Source organism: Azohydromonas sediminis, from assembly GCF_003574675.1.
In the GTDB taxonomy this organism is placed as follows: domain Bacteria; phylum Pseudomonadota; class Gammaproteobacteria; order Burkholderiales; family Burkholderiaceae_C; genus Calidifontimicrobium; species Calidifontimicrobium sediminis.
On sequence record NZ_QOAZ01000011.1, the window covers coordinates 69,194 to 85,419 of the forward strand.

The following is a 16,226-nucleotide window of genomic DNA, read 5'->3' on the forward strand; positions in this document are numbered from 1 at the left end:
TCGGCGCCATGTCCATCGACTCCGGCTCCAACGGTCACATCGCACCGGTCGTGCGCGTGCCGATCGCGCTCGGTGAACGCAGCTACGACATCCTGATCGGCGAGCGCGTGCTCGACGATCCCGCCTGCTACGAAGGCCTGCCGCGCGCAGCCACCGCGGTCGTCGTCAGCAACCCGACCGTGTCGGCGCTGCACGGCGCGCGCCTGCATGCGCAGCTCGAGGGCCGCTACGCGCGCGTGCTGCACGTCGACCTGCCCGACGGCGAGCAGTACAAGGACTGGACCTCGCTGAACCTGATCTTCGACCACCTGCTCGCCCACGCCTGCGACCGCAAGACGGTGCTGTTCGCGCTCGGCGGCGGCGTGATCGGCGACGTCGCGGGCTTCGCCGCGGCGTGCTACATGCGCGGCGTGCCGTTCGTGCAGGTGCCGACGACGCTGCTCGCGCAGGTCGACTCGTCGGTCGGCGGCAAGACGGCGATCAACCACCCGCGCGGCAAGAACATGATCGGCGCGTTCTACCAGCCGCGGCGCGTGCTGGCCGACCTGTCGGTGCTCGACACGCTGCCCGAGCGCGAGCTCAGCGCCGGCCTGGCCGAAGTGATCAAGTACGGCCCGATCGCCGACGCCGCGTTCCTCGACTGGGTCGAGGCGAACGTCGATGCGCTGCTCGCGCGCGACAAGGCGGCGCTCGCGCATGCGGTGCGCCGCTCGTGCGAGATCAAGGCGGCGGTGGTCGGCGCCGACGAGCGCGAGAGCGGGCTGCGCGCGATCCTGAACTTCGGCCACACGTTCGGCCACGCGATCGAGGCCGCGCTCGGCTACGGTGAGTGGCTGCACGGCGAGGCGGTGGGCTGCGGCATGGTGATGGCCGCCGACCTCTCGGCGCGGCTCGGGCTCGTGCCCCCCGCGTTCGTCGAGCGCATGCGCCGCGTCGTCGCGCGGGCGCGGCTGCCGGTGGTGGCGCCGGCTGCGATCGGCGTCGAGCGTTTCATCGAGCTGATGCGCGTCGACAAGAAGGCCGAGGGCGGCGAGATCCGCTTCGTGTTGATCGAGGCCGACGGCGGCCAGGTTGGCCACGCGGTGCAGCGCCCGGCGTTGGATGCCGCGGTGCGCGCGACGATCGCCGCCTGCAGCGCGTGAGCGGTCAGGCCGGCGCGCTGGCTCCTTACGCGTGCGACCCCGCGCGCTCGCGCGGGCGCCGCCACGCCGAGCCGCCGGCGCCAACGCGCAACGACCACCAGCGCGACCGCGACCGCATCGTGCACAGCACGGCGTTCCGCCGGCTGGTCTACAAGACGCAGGTCTTCCTGAACCACGAGGGCGACCTGTTTCGCACGCGGCTGACGCACTCGCTCGAAGTCGCGCAGCTCGGCCGCTCGATCGCGCGAACGCTGCGGCTCAACGAGGATCTCGTCGAGGCCATCGCGCTGGCCCACGACCTCGGCCACACGCCGTTCGGCCACGCCGGGCAGGACGCGCTCGACGAGTGCCTGCACGACCACGGCGGGTTCGAGCACAACCTGCAGAGCCTGCGCGTCGTCGACCGCCTCGAGCAGCGCTACCCCGAATTCGATGGGCTGAACCTGACCTTCGAGACGCGCGAGGGCATCCTCAAGCACTGCACGCGCCGCCGCGCCGAGGAGCTCGACGCGCGCGAGCCCGGCGGCGTCGCGCGCCGTTTCCTCGATGGCACGCAGCCCTCGCTCGAGGCGCAGCTGGTCAACGTCGCCGACGAGATCGCGTACAGCGCGCACGACATCGACGACGGCGTGCGCTCGGGGCTGCTGACGCTCGAGCAGCTCGAGGCGGTGCCGCTGGTGGCGCGCTATCTCGCAGCGGCGCGCGCCGACCATCCGCGGCTCGCCGGGCGGCGGCTGCTGTTCGAGACGATCCGCCGGCTGCTGTCGCAGCTCGTCTACGACGTGATCGACCACACCGGCGAGCGCCTGCGGCAGCTGGCGCCGGCCGACGCCGACGCCGCGCGGCGCGCGCCGCCGCTGGTGGGTTTCGGCGAGGCGACGCGCGCCGAAGTCGTCACCCTCAAGCGCTTCCTGTTCCAGGCGCTGTACCGGCACCCGCAGGTGGTCGCGAAGACCAACGCCGGGCGGCAGGTCGTGCGCGAACTCTATGCCGCCTACCTGGCGGCGCCGACCGAGATGCCGGCCGACTACGCGCAGGCGGTCGACCTGCCGCGCGCCGTGGCCGACTACATCGCCGGCATGACCGACCGCTTTGCACTGCGCGAGCACCAGCGGCTGACCGGCCGCGCCGTGTTCGCCGATGCCTGACGGGACACGGTGATGGCGCGGCTGCGACGGCTGGCGGTCGGCGGCATGCCACACCTGGTGGTGCAGCGCGGCCACGACGGCAAGGCGGTATTCGCCGACGACGTCGACCGCCAGGCCTACCTGCATGCACTGGGCGAGGTGCTGCGCGCGCACGGCGTGCTGCTGTACGGCTACACGTTGCTCGACGCCGAGGTCTGGCTCGTCGTGCAGCCCGACGCCGCCGAGGGCTTGAGCCGTGCGATGCAGGCGCTCGGGCGGCGCTTCGTTGCGGCGGTCAACCGCCGGCACGGGCGCAGCGGCACGCTGTGGGACGGTCGCTACCGTGCGACCGTGATCGATTCGGCAACGCACCTGGTCGATGTGCTGGTGCACGTTGAGACCAAGCCGGTCGACGCCGGGCTGGCCGCGACCCCTGTGCAGTGGCCCTGGTCCAGCGCCGTGCACCACGTCGGCCAGCGACGCGACCCGCTGCTGGCCGATCCCCCGCCGCTGTGGGCGCTGGGCAACACGCCCTTCGAGCGCGAGATGGCGTGGCGGCGCCGTCTCGACGCCGGCCTTGCGCCGGCGCAGCGACAGGCCATTGACGACGCGGCGCGGCACGGCTGGGCCCTCGGCCCGCCGTCGTTCCTCGCGCTGGTCGAACAGCTGGCGGGGCGGCCAGTGGCGCGGCGCCGCCGTGGCCGCCCGCCGCGCGCGGTAGCGACCGCAGGCGCGGCATCGCGCTGAATCCGCGGCCCGCACCGACCGTTCGCTGTGCGGCGCGGGTCGGCCCACGGCATCGTTCCTGCTTGTCCTTGGCGTCCGCGGTTGGCGGGTCGAGCACGATCGTGCTACCCGAAGATTGCTTGTCCCCAATTTATTTGGATAACCAGACGCGCTGCTTATTTAATAACTCCGACCCCATTTAATTTGGCTTGCGGTTCATGTTGCACTGCATTAGGCTTGCGGACCCTGCCCGATCGCACCGAACGGAGGCTGCCATGCGTCACCTCAATGCCGGGGCCGATGCCCCGCTGTCCGCCGACGACGAACGCGCCGCGCTGGCGCGCGGCGGCCTGTACGACCCGGCGCACGAACACGACGCGTGCGGCGTCGGTTTCGTCGCGCACATCAAAGGTGATCGCTCGCACCCGATCATCGAGCAGGGCCTGAAGATCCTCGAGAACCTCGACCACCGTGGCGCGGTGGGCGCCGACAAGCTGATGGGCGACGGCGCGGGCATCCTGATCCAGATCCCCGACGAGCTCTACCGCACCGAGATGGCGCGCCAGGGCGTCGAGCTGCCGCCGCCGGGCGAGTACGGTGTCGGCATGATCTTCCTGCCGAAGGAGCACGCCTCGCGGCTGGCGTGCGAGCAGGAGCTCGAGCGCGCCGTCAAGGCCGAGGGCCAGGTGCTGCTCGGCTGGCGCGACGTGCCGGTCGACCGCGAGATGCCGATGAGCCCGGCGGTGCGCGCGAAGGAGCCGGTGATCCGCCAGATCTTCATCGGCCGCGGCGCCGACGTCATCGTGCCCGACGCGCTCGAGCGCAAGCTGTACGTGATCCGCAAGACCGCGAGCGCCGCGATCCAGCGCCTGAGGCTCACGCACAGCCGCGAGTACTACGTGCCGAGCATGAGCTGCCGCACCGTCATCTACAAGGGGCTGCTGCTCGCGAACCAGGTCGGCCAGTACTACCGCGACCTGCAGGACCCGCGCGCCGTCTCGGCGCTCGCGCTCGTGCACCAGCGCTTCTCGACCAACACGTTCCCCGAGTGGCCGCTCGCGCACCCGTACCGCATGGTCGCGCACAACGGCGAGATCAACACCGTCAAGGGCAACTTCAACTGGATGCGCGCGCGCGAGGGCGTGATGAAGTCGCCCGTGCTCGGCGACGACCTGAAGAAGCTCTACCCGATCAGCTTCGAGGGCCAGAGCGACACCGCCACGTTCGACAACGCGCTCGAGCTGCTCGTGATGGCCGGCTACCCGCTCGCGCACGCGGCGATGATGATGATCCCCGAGGCCTGGGAGAACCACGAGCTGATGGACGAGCGCCGCCGCGCGTTCTACGAGTACCACGCGGCGATGATCGAGCCGTGGGACGGCCCGGCGGCGATGGTCTTCACCGACGGCAAGCAGATCGGCGCGACGCTCGACCGCAACGGCCTGCGCCCCGCGCGCTACTGCGTGACCGACGACGACCTCGTCGTGATGGCCAGCGAGTCGGGCGTGCTGCCGATCCCCGAGAGCAAGATCGTCAAGAAGTGGCGGCTGCAGCCGGGCAAGATGTTCCTGATCGACTTCGAGCAGGGGCGCATCGTCGACGACGAGGAGCTGAAGAACCAGTTCGCGTCGGCGCGCCCGTACCGGCAGTGGATCGAGAACGTGCGCATCAAGCTCGACGACGTGCCGCACCCCGACAGCGCGCCGCTGCCGTTCACCGAGACGCTGCTCGACCGCCAGCAGGCCTTCGGCTACACGCAGGAGGACCTCAAGTTCCTGATGAGCCCGATGGCCGCCGCCGGCGAGGAAGCGGTGGGCTCGATGGGCAACGACTCGCCGCTGGCGGTGCTGTCAGACCGCAGCAAGCCGTTGTACAACTACTTCAAGCAGCTGTTCGCGCAGGTCACGAACCCGCCGATCGACCCGATCCGCGAGGCGATCGTGATGAGCCTGAACAGCTTCATCGGGCCGAAGCCGAACCTGCTCGACATCAACGCGGTCAACCCGCCGATGCGGCTCGAGGTGTCGCAGCCGGTGCTCGACTTCGACGACATGGCGCGTCTGCGCGCGATCGAGAAGATCACGCACGGCAAGTTCAAGTCGTACGAGCTCGACATCGTCTACCCGCTGGCCTGGGGCCGCGAGGGCATCGAGGCCAAGCTCGCGTCGCTGTGCGCCGAGGCGCAGGACGCGCTGGCCAGCGGCCACAACATCCTGATCATCACCGACCGCCGCATGGACCGCGACCACGTCGCGATCCCGGCGCTGCTCGCGCTGTCGGCCGTCCACCACCACCTCGTGCGCGAGGGCCTGCGCACGACGGCCGGCCTCGTCGTCGAGACCGGCTCGGCGCGCGAGGTGCACCACTTCGCCGTGCTCGCCGGCTACGGCGCCGAGGCGGTGCACCCGTACCTCGCGCTCGAGACGCTGGTCGCGATGCACCAGGACCTGCCCGGCGACCTGAAGCCCGAGAAGGCGATCGCCAACTACATCAAGGCGGTCGGCAAGGGCCTGTCGAAGATCATGTCGAAGATGGGCATCAGCACGTACATGTCTTACTGCGGCGCCCAGATCTTCGAGGCCATCGGCCTGCAGAAGGAGTTCGTCGACAAGTACTTCCGCGGCACCGCGAGCCAGGTCGGCGGCATCGGCGTGTTCGAGGTCGCCGAAGAGGCGATCCGCCTGCACAAGGCCGCCTTCGGCAACGACCCGGTGCTCGCCCAGATGCTCGACGCCGGCGGCGAGTACGCCTGGCGCGTGCGCGGCGAGGAGCACATGTGGACGCCCGACGCGATCGCGAAGCTCCAGCACAGCACGCGTGCGGGCAAGTTCGAGACCTACAAGGAATACGCGCAGCTCATCAACGACCAGAGCCGCCGCCACATGACGCTGCGCGGCCTGTTCGAGTTCAAGCTCGACCCGAGCAAGGCGATCCCGATCGAGGAGGTCGAGCCCGCCAGCGAGATCGTCAAGCGCTTCGCCACCGGCGCGATGTCGCTCGGCTCGATCTCGACCGAGGCGCACACGACGCTCGCGATCGCGATGAACCGCATCGGCGGCAAGAGCAACACCGGCGAGGGCGGCGAGGACCCGGCGCGCTATCGCAACGAACTGAAGGGCATCAAGATCACGGCCGGCACCAAGGTCAGCGACGTGATCGGCAAGCACGTCATCGAGGCCGACTACGAGCTCAAGGACGGCGACAGCCTGCGCTCGAAGATCAAGCAGGTCGCGTCGGGCCGCTTCGGCGTCACGACCGAGTACCTCGTCAGCGCCGACCAGATCCAGATCAAGATGGCGCAGGGCGCCAAGCCCGGCGAGGGCGGCCAGCTGCCCGGCGGCAAGGTCAGCGAGTACATCGGGTTCCTGCGCTACAGCGTGCCCGGCGTGGGCCTGATCAGCCCGCCGCCGCACCACGACATCTACTCGATCGAGGACCTCGCGCAGCTGATCCACGACCTGAAGAACGCGAACCCGAAGGCGTCGATCAGCGTCAAGCTGGTGTCCGAGGTCGGCGTCGGCACCGTGGCCGCCGGCGTGGCCAAGTGCAAGGCCGACCACGTCGTGATCGCCGGCCACGACGGCGGCACCGGCGCGTCGCCGTGGAGCAGCATCAAGCACGCCGGCACGCCGTGGGAGCTGGGCCTGGCCGAGACGCAGCAGACGCTGGTGCTCAACCGCCTGCGCGGGCGCATCCGCGTGCAGGCCGACGGGCAGATGAAGACCGGGCGCGACGTCGTCATCGGCGCGCTGCTCGGCGCCGACGAGTTCGGCTTCGCGACCGCGCCGCTGGTCGTCGAGGGCTGCATCATGATGCGCAAGTGCCACCTCAACACCTGCCCGGTGGGCGTGGCCACGCAGGACCCGGTGCTGCGCCGCAAGTTCGCCGGCAAGCCCGAGCACGTCGTCAACTACTTCTTCTTCGTCGCCGAAGAGGCGCGCCAGATCATGGCGCAGCTGGGCATCCGCAGGTTCGACGACCTGATCGGCCGCTCGGACCTGCTCGACATGCGCAAGGGCATCGCGCACTGGAAGGCCAAGGGCCTGGACTTCAGCCGCATCTTCCACCAGCCCGACGTGCCGGCCGACGTGCCGCGCCACCACTGCGAGGCGCAGGACCACGGCCTCGAGAAGGCGCTCGACGTCAGGCTGATCGAGAAGTGCCGCCCGGCGATCGAGCGCGGCGAGAAGGTCCAGTTCATGGAGGAGGTGCGCAACGTCAACCGCAGCGTCGGCGCGATGCTGTCGGGCGAGCTGATCCGCCGCCGCCCCGAGGGCCTGCCCGACCACACCATCTTCATCCAGATGGAAGGCACCGGCGGGCAGAGCTTCGGCGCCTTCCTCGCGCCGGGCATCACGCTGTACCTGATCGGCGACGCCAACGACTACACCGGCAAGGGGCTGTCGGGCGGACGCATCGCGGTGCGCCCGTCGATCGAGTTCCGCGGCGACGCGACGAAGAACATCATCGTCGGCAACACCGTGCTCTACGGCGCGACAAGCGGCGAGGCCTTCTTCCGCGGCGTGGCCGGCGAGCGCTTCGCGGTGCGGCTGTCCGGGGCGACCGCGGTCGTCGAGGGCACGGGCGACCACGGCTGCGAGTACATGACCGGCGGCACCGTGGCCGTGCTCGGCAAGACCGGGCGCAACTTCGCCGCCGGCATGAGCGGCGGCATCGCCTACGTCTACGACGAGGACGGCCAGTTCGCCAAGCGCTGTAACACCAGCATGGTCTCGCTCGAGCGCGTGCTGCCCGCCGACGAGCAGAAAGCCGCCGGCGGCCCGCTGCACAAGGGCCAGACCGACGAGGCGCTGCTGAAGAAGCTGATCGAGGACCACCACAAGTGGACCGGCTCGCTGCGCGCTCGCGAGATCCTCGACGACTGGGCCGCGGCGCGCGCGAAGTTCGTCAAGGTCTTCCCGCACGAGTACAAGCGCGCGCTGACCGAGTTGGGGGCGCGCGCCGAGACGGCGGCGACGATCGCCAAGGCCAAGGGCAGCGACACCAAGCCGGTGCCGGCCAAGTGAGGCGCTGACCACAGGAGAACGACGATGGGCAAGGTCACGGGTTTTCTGGAGTACGAGCGCCTCGAGGAGGGCTACGAGCCGGTGCCGCAGCGGCTGAAGACGTGGAAGGAATTCGTCATCGGGCTCGCCGAGCCCGAGGCCAAGGTGCAGGCCGCGCGCTGCATGGACTGCGGCACGCCGTTCTGCAACAGCGGCTGCCCGGTCAACAACATCATCCCGGACTTCAACGACCTCGTGTACCGGGGCGACTGGAAGCACGCGATCGACGTGCTGCACTCGACGAACAACTTCCCCGAGTTCACCGGCCGCGTGTGCCCCGCGCCGTGCGAGGCGGCGTGCACGCTCAACATCAACGACGACCCGGTGGGCATCAAGTCGATCGAGCACGCGATCATCGACCGTGCGTGGGCCGAGGGCTGGGTCGTGCCGCAGCCGCCGAAGGCGAAGACGGGCAAGAAGGTCGCGATCGTCGGCTCGGGCCCGGCCGGGCTCGCGGCGGCGCAGCAGCTCGCGCGCGCCGGCCACGACGTGACCGTGTTCGAGAAGAACGACCGCGTCGGCGGGCTGCTGCGCTACGGCATCCCCGACTTCAAGATGGAGAAGTCGCACATCGACCGCCGGCTCGAGCAGATGAAGGCCGAGGGCGTGACGTTCCGCCCCGGCGTGCTCGTCGGCGAGTTGCCCGCGGGCAGCAAGGTCACGAACTGGGCGAAGGAGACGGTCCGCCCCGAGCAGCTGCTCGCCGAATTCGACGCCGTGCTGCTGGCCGGCGGCGCCGAGAACAGCCGCGACCTGCCGGTGCCCGGGCGCGAGCTCGACGGCATCCACTTCGCGATGGAGTTCCTGCCCCAGCAGAACAAGGTCGTCGCCGGCGACAAGGTCAAAGGCCAGATCCGTGCCGACGGCAAGCACGTGATCGTGATCGGCGGTGGCGACACCGGCAGCGACTGCGTGGGCACCAGCAACCGCCACGGCGCGGCCAGCGTCACGCAGTTCGAGCTGATGCCGATGCCGCCCGAGCACGAGGACAAGCCGCTGACCTGGCCGTATTGGCCGTACAAGCTGCGCACTTCGTCGAGCCACGAGGAGGGCTGCCAGCGCGAGTTCGCGATCGCGACCAAGGAGTTCATCGGCGGCACCGGCAAGGACAAGGGCCGCGTCGTGGGACTCAAGACGGTGCACGTGCAGTGGCAGGGCGGCAAGATGGTCGAGGTGCCGGGCACCGAGAAGGTCTGGAAGGCCGACCTCGTGCTGCTCGCGATGGGCTTCGTCGGCCCGGTGGGCACCGTGCTCGACGCGTTCGGCGTCGAGAAGGACAACCGCGGCAACGCGAAGGCCACGACCGAGGTCACCGGCGGCTACGCGACCAACGTGCCCAAGGTCTTCGCCGCCGGCGACATGCGCCGCGGCCAGAGCCTCGTCGTGTGGGCGATCCGCGAAGGCCGCCAGGCGGCGCGCGCCGTCGACGAGTTCCTGATGGGCACGAGCGACCTGCCTCGTTGAACCGCTGGTCGGCGCGCCACCGCAAAGCGGTCGCTCACCGCGGTGGCTGGCCTTCGCGCGCCACGCCTCGTGCAGGGGCATGACACAATCTGCGCTTTCGTCGCGGGTGACCCGCGGCGCGATCCTCCAGAAGAACCTGCGGCACCGGTCGGTGCCCGACAGCGAGCGCGCTCACGCGTGGAGTCCGACACTCTCATCGAGATCGACCATGTGTCGTTCGGGTACGACGCCAGCCGTCTGATCCTGAACGACGTCACGCTGCGCTTCCCGCGCGGCAAGGTCACGTCGATCCTCGGCGGCTCGGGCTGCGGCAAGACGACGCTGCTGCGGCTGATCGGCGGCATCCACGGCGCCACGCGCGGGCGCGTCGTGTTCGACGGCGAGGTCGTCGACGCGAAGAACCGCAAGCAGCTGCAGGCACTGCGCCGGCGGCTGGGGATGCTGTTCCAGTTCGGCGCGCTGTTCACCGACCTGTCGGTGTTCGAGAACGTCGCGTTCCCGCTGCGCGAGCACACCGACCTGGCCGAGCCGCTGATCCGCGACATCGTGCTGATGAAGCTCAACGCGGTGGGCCTGCGCGGTGCGGCCGGGCTGCGCATCTCGGAGGTCTCGGGCGGCATGGCGCGGCGCATCGCGCTGGCGCGCGCGATCGCGCTCGACCCCGAGCTGATCATGTACGACGAGCCGTTCGCCGGGCTCGACCTGATCTCGATGGGCGTGGCCGCCAACCTGATCCGCAAGTTGAACGACACGACCGGCGCCACGTCGCTGGTCGTTTCGCACGACGTGCCAGAGTGCATGGCGATCAGCGACTACGTGATCCTGATGACGGCGCCCGGCGGGCGCGTCGTCGCGCAGGGCACGCCGCAGCAGCTGATGGACTCGACCGACCCCGAGGTGCGCCAGTTCGTGCGAGGCGAACCCGACGGGCCGGTCAAGTTCCACTACCCCGCGCCGCCGCTTGCGCAGGACCTCGGGCTGGAGCCACGGCCGTGAGCGCGTTCGTCGAGTTCGTCACGCGTCTGGGCGAGCGCACGCTGCACGTGCTGCGCAGCTTCGGTCACGCGGCGCTGTTTTTCGTCGACCTGCTGCGCGCGCTGCCGGCGTCGCTGCGGCGCTTCTGGCTCGTCGTCGTGCAGGTGCACGCGATCGGCAACCTGTCGCTGTTGATCATCCTGGCCTCGGGGCTGGCCGTGGGCTTCGTGCTCGCGCTGCAGATGTACTACGCGCTGGTGCGCTACGGGGCCACCGAGTCGCTAGGGCTGATCGTCAACCTGTCGCTCGTGCGCGAGCTCGGGCCGGTGGTCACGGCGCTGCTGTTCGCCGGCCGTGCCGGCACGTCGCTGACGGCCGAGATCGGGCTGATGAAGGCCGGCGAACAGATCGCCGCGATGGAGATGATGGCCATCGACCCGCGCGAGCGCGTGCTCGCGCCGCGCTTCCTTGCCGGCGTGTTCTCGATGCCGCTGCTGGCGGTGCTGTTCTCGTCGATCGGCATCCTCGGTGCGTGGCTCGTCGCGGTCGGGCTGATCGGGCTGGACGGCGGCAACTTCTGGTCGACGATGCAAAACGGCGTCGACGTCTGGGACGACGTCGGCAACGGCCTCGTCAAGAGTTTCGTGTTCGGCATCATCTGCACCGCCGTGGCGCTGTACCAGGGCTACGAGACCGAGGCCACACCCGAGGGCGTGGCCTACGCGACGACGCGCACGGTGGTGATCTCGTCGCTGTCGGTGCTGGGGATGGACTTCATCCTCACGGCGCTGATGTTCTCGACGCCATGAAGCCAATCACCCGCCACGGCCCGCAGCCGCCCGGCGCCGGCGGCGCAGCAGCCCAGCCGGGTCGGCGGCGCTGCCTGCAAGGCGTGGCAGCCCAGCGCTGCACACGCGACGCGCGAAACGTGTAGAACTGACACCCTACAAAAGAAAGATCGGCATGGGCAAGAAAGGCATCGAGACCCTCGTCGGCGGCTTCGTGCTGCTGGGCATCGTCGGGCTCGTGTTCCTGTCGCTGCAGGCGGCCAACCTGACGAGCTTCTTCGAGCAGCGCAACACCTACGAGCTGCAGGCGCGCTTCGACAACATCGGCGGGCTCAAGCCGCGCGCACCGGTGCGCAGCGCCGGCGTCACGGTGGGCCGCGTCACGTCGATCCGCCTCGACCCGAAGACCTTCGAAGGCGTCGTCACGATGGCGATCGACACCGGCGTCAAGTTCCCGCGCGACTCGTCGGCCAAGATCCTCACGTCGGGCCTGCTCGGCGACCAGTACGTCGGCATCGAGCCTGGCGGCGACGACGCCGACTTCAAGCCCGGCGAGCGTATCGCGCAGACGCAAGGCGCCGTCGTGCTCGAGAACCTTATCGGGCAGTTCCTCTTCAGTCGGGCGGCCGAGTCGGGTAGCGGCGGCAGCGGTAGCAGCGGCAGCGGTGGCGCCAGTCGGCCATGAGCAGGCGGGCCCGCACCACGGCCACTGTCGTCGCACTCGCGGCGGTGCTCGGTGGCTGCGCCAGCGTGCCGCCGGCGGGCGCTGGCATGGCGCCGCCGCCTTCGCCGCAGGATCCGTGGGAGCGCTGGAACCGCGGCGTGTTCGCGTTCAACGAGGCGCTCGACGAGGCGATCGTCGCGCCGGTGGCGCGCGGCTACCGCGACGTCGTGCCCGAGCTGGTGCGCACCTGGGTCGGTAACTTCTTCGGCCACATCGGCGATGCGTGGTCGGCGGTCAACCACCTGCTCCAGGGCAAGCCCGCCGACGCGGTGCACATGGGCATGCGCTTCGGGCTGAACACGGTGTTCGGCTTCGCCGGCCTCATCGACATCGCCAGCAGCGCCAACCTCGAGCGGCGCAGTGAGGACTTCGGCCAGACGCTCGGCCGCTGGGGGCTCGGGCCGGGGCCTTACGTCGTGCTGCCGCTGCTCGGGCCGTCGACGCTGCGGGACACGGCCGGTCTCGTCGCCGACGCACAGGCCTCGGCCGAGATGCTCGTGTTCAGCCATGCGAGCGACCGTGCGGCCGCGACGGTGCTCGACGTCGTGCACCGCCGCAGCACGCTGCTTGGCGCGACGCAGCTGCTCGGCGAGGTCGCGCTCGACCGCTACCAGTTCGTGCGCGACGCGTACCTGCAGCGCCGGCGCAACCTGGTCTACGACGGCAACCCGCCGCCGCAGGACGACGGCTTCGACTACGACGAGGACAACGGCGCCATCGACGGCAGCGCGCCCACGCCGCCGGCCGCTGCGCCCGCCAAGTGAACGCCGCGCTGCGGCGCGGGTCGAAGGCGTGCAGCGAGAATCCGGTCTGCACTGAAAGGAATCCGCCCATGTGGAAGACGCTGTTCACCCGTTTGGCGCTCGTGCTTGGTCTGGTGACCGGCGGCGCCGCGCAGGCGCAGGCCACGACGCCCGACGCACTGATCCAGAAGCTGTCGGAGGAGGTCATCGCCACCGTCAAGGCCGACCCGGCGATCCAGGCCGGCGACATCAGCAAGATCATCGCGCTCGTCGACACCAAGGTGATGCCGTACGTCAACTTCCAGAAGATGACGGCGTCGGCCGTCGGCCGCCACTGGCGCAGCGCGACGCCCGAGCAGCGCGAGCGGCTGCAGGCCGAGTTCAAGACGCTGCTGGTGCGCACCTACTCGGGCGCGCTGAGCGAAGTGCGGGACCAGAACGTCGTGCTGCGGCCGTTCCGCGCCGCGCCGACCGACACCGACGTCGTCGTGCAGACCGAGGTGCGCGGCCGCGGCGACCCGATCCAGCTCGACTACCGCCTCGAGAAGGTCGGCGACACCTGGAAGATCTACGACGTCAACGTGCTCGGCGTGTGGCTGGTGCAGCAGTACCGCACGAGTTTCAACCAGGAGATCACGCAGTTCGGCATCGACGGGCTGATCGCACGCCTGGCCGAGCGCAACAGGGCGGCGCGCAGCTGATGGCCGGCCCCGCCGCCACCGTGGCCGGTGCAGCCGCCGCGCTGCCGGCCACGCTGACGCACCGCGAGGCCACGGCCACGCTGGCGTCGCTGGCCGCGGCCTTCGGCTCGCCGGGGAGCGGCGAAGTGCGCCTCGACGCGTCGGCGCTGCGCCAGTTCGACACCTCGGCGATCGCCGTGCTGCTCGAGTGCCGCCGCCTGGCGCAGCAGCGCGGGCGGACGCTGCGCATCGACGGCCTGCCCGCGCCGCTGCTCGAGCTGGCGCGGCTCTACGGCGTCGAGGAACTGCTCACTTCGGGGCGCGCGGCGTCGGCGACGTAACGCGTCGCGCGCAGGTTCTTCTTGATCTCCTGCAGCAGCGGGCGCAGCGCCGCGCTGCCCAGCCGCAGCGCGACGCCGGTGGCCAGCACGTCGATGATCACGAGGTGCAGCAGCCGCGACACCATCGGGCTGTAGCGGTCGTGGTCCTCCGGGTGGTCGGCAGCGAGCAGGATCTGCCGCTCGCCGGTCGCGGTGGCGGCCAGCGGCGAGCCGCTCGCGGTCACGAGCACCGTCGTCGCGCCGCGCCGGCGCGCGATCTCGGCCACGTCGAGCAGGTCGCGGCTGCGCCCCGAGTTGCTGATCAGCACCGCGACGTCGCCGGGCTGCAGCATCGTCGCGCTCATCACCTGCACGTGGCCGTCGCTGACCGCGGCCGCGTGCACGCCGAGGCGGAAGAACTTGTGCTGCGCGTCGAGCGCGACGATGCCCGAGTTGCCGACCCCGTAGAACTCGATGCGCCGCCCCTGGCGGCCCGCGTCGGCCAGCGCCGCGATCGCGCGCTCGAACGCGTGGGCGGCGGCCTGGTTGCGGTAGCGCAGCAGTGCCGCGACGGTGTTGTCGACGATCTTGACGACGAGGTCGGCGGGCTTGTCGTCGTCGTCGACGGCGACGTGCACGAACGGCACGCCCTCGTTGACGGTGCCGGCGAGCTTGCGCTTGAAGTCGGCGAGCCCGTCGTAGCCGACGCGGCGGCAGAAGCGCACCACCGTCGGCTTGCTGACGCCGGCACGTGCGGCCAGCGCCGCGACGGGCTGCGTCGCGAAGGCGCGCGCGTCGTCGAGCACGAGCTGCGCGACGCGCCGCTCGGCCGGCGACAGCGCCGGCAGCGATGCGCGGATGCGCTCGAGCATCAGCGCGCCCCTCGCGGCGCGCAGCGGCACGGGCTCACGCTTCCTCGTCCCACGTGAAGCCGTCGCGCGCGACCAGCGCGCTCGCCGCCGGCGGCCCCCAGCTGCCGGCGGCGTACGGGCGCGGCGGCGTCGGGTCGCGCGCCCACGCGTCGAGCACCGGCTCGACCCAGCGCCAGGCCTGCTCCTGCTCGTCGCTGCGCACGAACAGGTTCAGCCGCCCGGCGATCGCGTCGAGCAGCAGCCGCTCGTAGGCGCCCACGCGCTGCGTCGGGAACGCCTTGTCGAAGTCGAGGTCGAGCTTGACGGGGCTGAGCACCTCGCCGATCGCACCGCTCGGCCCGTTGCCCTTGGCGGCGAGCAGGTGCAGCTCGAGCCCGTCCTCGGGCTGCAGCTTGATCACGAGCTTGTTCGCGCCGCTGGCGCCGGGGAAGATCGGGTGCGGCACCGGGCGGAAGTTGACGACGATGTGCGCGTCGCGCGCGGCCAGCCGCTTGCCGGTGCGCAGGTAGAACGGCACGCCGGCCCAGCGCCAGTTCTGCACCTCGGTGCGCAGCGCGACGAAGGTCTCGCAGCGGCTGTCGGGCGGCACCTTGACCTCGTCGAGGTAGCCCGGCACCGGCCGCCCGTCGACCGTGCCGGCCTTGTACTGGCCGCGCACGACGTCGCGCGCGACCGACTCGGCGCCGAACGGCTTCAGGCACTTGAGCACCTTGAGCTTCTCGTCGCGGATCGCGTCGGCGTCGCCGCTGGCCGGCGGCTCCATCGCGATCATCGTCAGCAGCTGCAGCGCGTGGTTCTGCACCATGTCGCGCAGCGCGCCGGTGCGGTCGTAGAAGTCGCCGCGCGTGCCCACGCCGATGGCCTCGGCGATCGTGATCTGGATGTTGGCGATGCTCTCGCGCCGCCACAGCGGCTCGAACAGCGCGTTGCCGAAGCGCAGCGCGGTGAGGTTCTGCACCGCCGGCTTGCCGAGGTAGTGGTCGATGCGCAGCGCCTGGCGCTCGTTGAACGACGCGCGCACGACGCGGTTGATCTCCTGCGCACTGGCCAGGTCGTGGCCGAGCGGCTTTTCGAGCACGACACGCACGTGCGGCCCGTTGAGCCCCACCGCGCCGAGCTGCGCGCAGATCTGCGGGAACAGGTGCGGGCTGGTGGCGAGGAACAGCACGACGGTGTCGGCACCGCGCGCATCGAGCCACTGCTTGAGCCCCGCATAGTCCTGCGGCTGCGCGAGGTCCATGCGGCGGTAGTGCAGCAGCTGCGCGAAGCGCGCGAACTCGTCGTCGCTCGGGCGCTTGGCGCTGTCGACCTCGGCGAAGCGCTCGTGGATCAGTGCGCGGTACTCGTCGTCGCTGCGCGCGTCGCGCGCCACCGCGAGGATGCGCCCGCCGGCCGGCAGCGTGCCGTGCCGCCACGCCTGGAACAGCGCCGGCATCAGCTTGCGCCACGTGAGGTCGCCCGTGCCGCCGAACAGGACGAGGTCGAAGGACATCGCAGGTCGCCGCCGCGCGTCCGTGCACGCTGCAGCCGTAACTTTGTTTCATGGATCATGATGCATGGGTTTCCACGGCGGGTCAACGCGCTACCATCGACCCACCG

General features: G+C 70.6%; 13 protein-coding genes. 11 read left to right on the plus strand and 2 right to left on the minus strand.

The annotated features are described in order from the left end of the window. The first annotated feature begins 8 nt into the window (after positions 1 to 8). From aroB to DRV96_RS08385, 11 genes are all read left to right on the plus strand, one after another. The gene (gene aroB, locus DRV96_RS08335; protein ID WP_119289823.1) at positions 9 to 1,142 is read left to right on the plus strand and encodes a 3-dehydroquinate synthase; all 1,134 of its coding nucleotides are present in this window, start codon (positions 9 to 11) and stop codon (positions 1,140 to 1,142) included. Further along, complete coding sequence (locus DRV96_RS08340) at positions 1,139 to 2,290, plus strand: deoxyguanosinetriphosphate triphosphohydrolase (protein WP_235823333.1); 1,152 nt, start codon at positions 1,139 to 1,141, stop codon at positions 2,288 to 2,290. Before aroB ends, DRV96_RS08340 begins: the two co-directional genes overlap by 4 nt. A gap of 12 nt (positions 2,291 to 2,302) precedes the next feature. Then, a complete protein-coding gene (locus DRV96_RS08345; protein ID WP_119289826.1) occupies positions 2,303 to 3,016 on the plus strand; it encodes a transposase in 714 nt (237 codons plus the stop codon). Positions 3,017 to 3,270: 254 nt separating this feature from the next. Further along, positions 3,271 to 8,022, plus strand: a complete 4,752-nt coding sequence (locus tag DRV96_RS08350; RefSeq protein WP_162910986.1) for a glutamate synthase-related protein — start codon at positions 3,271 to 3,273, stop codon at positions 8,020 to 8,022. 24 nt (positions 8,023 to 8,046) lie between these two features. Next, the gene (locus DRV96_RS08355; protein WP_119289830.1) at positions 8,047 to 9,525 is read left to right on the plus strand and encodes a glutamate synthase subunit beta; all 1,479 of its coding nucleotides are present in this window, start codon (positions 8,047 to 8,049) and stop codon (positions 9,523 to 9,525) included. A gap of 177 nt (positions 9,526 to 9,702) precedes the next feature. Continuing rightward, positions 9,703 to 10,521 carry an ABC transporter ATP-binding protein gene (locus DRV96_RS08360; protein ID WP_119289832.1) on the plus strand — a complete coding sequence of 273 codons (819 nt, stop codon included), beginning with the start codon at positions 9,703 to 9,705 and terminating at the stop codon, positions 10,519 to 10,521. A gap of 26 nt (positions 10,522 to 10,547) precedes the next feature. Further along, positions 10,548 to 11,309: a lipid asymmetry maintenance ABC transporter permease subunit MlaE gene (gene mlaE / locus DRV96_RS08365; RefSeq protein WP_259374268.1), complete on the plus strand. Its 762-nt coding sequence runs from the start codon at positions 10,548 to 10,550 to the stop codon at positions 11,307 to 11,309. A gap of 154 nt (positions 11,310 to 11,463) precedes the next feature. Continuing rightward, positions 11,464 to 11,973, plus strand: coding sequence for an outer membrane lipid asymmetry maintenance protein MlaD (mlaD, locus tag DRV96_RS08370; RefSeq protein ID WP_119289837.1), 510 nt, complete (start codon positions 11,464 to 11,466; stop codon positions 11,971 to 11,973). Beyond that, positions 11,970 to 12,776, plus strand: coding sequence for an MlaA family lipoprotein (locus DRV96_RS08375; protein ID WP_119289839.1), 807 nt, complete (start codon positions 11,970 to 11,972; stop codon positions 12,774 to 12,776). The genes mlaD and DRV96_RS08375 overlap by 4 nt, the downstream gene beginning before the upstream one ends. A gap of 68 nt (positions 12,777 to 12,844) precedes the next feature. Beyond that, the gene (locus DRV96_RS08380; protein ID WP_119289841.1) at positions 12,845 to 13,456 is read left to right on the plus strand and encodes an MlaC/ttg2D family ABC transporter substrate-binding protein; all 612 of its coding nucleotides are present in this window, start codon (positions 12,845 to 12,847) and stop codon (positions 13,454 to 13,456) included. Next, positions 13,456 to 13,776 carry an STAS domain-containing protein gene (locus DRV96_RS08385; protein ID WP_119289843.1) on the plus strand — a complete coding sequence of 107 codons (321 nt, stop codon included), beginning with the start codon at positions 13,456 to 13,458 and terminating at the stop codon, positions 13,774 to 13,776. The genes DRV96_RS08380 and DRV96_RS08385 overlap by 1 nt, the downstream gene beginning before the upstream one ends. Here the strand turns inward: DRV96_RS08385 and DRV96_RS08390 are convergent. After that, positions 13,725 to 14,627: an SIS domain-containing protein gene (locus DRV96_RS08390; protein ID WP_119289867.1), complete on the minus strand. Its 903-nt coding sequence runs from the start codon at positions 14,625 to 14,627 to the stop codon at positions 13,725 to 13,727. The genes DRV96_RS08385 and DRV96_RS08390 overlap by 52 nt on opposite strands. 34 nt (positions 14,628 to 14,661) lie before the next feature. Next, positions 14,662 to 16,119 (minus strand): glucose-6-phosphate dehydrogenase, encoded by a 1,458-nt coding sequence (gene zwf / locus DRV96_RS08395; protein WP_119289845.1) that lies wholly within the window; start codon positions 16,117 to 16,119, stop codon positions 14,662 to 14,664. Positions 16,120 to 16,226 lie beyond the last annotated feature (107 nt).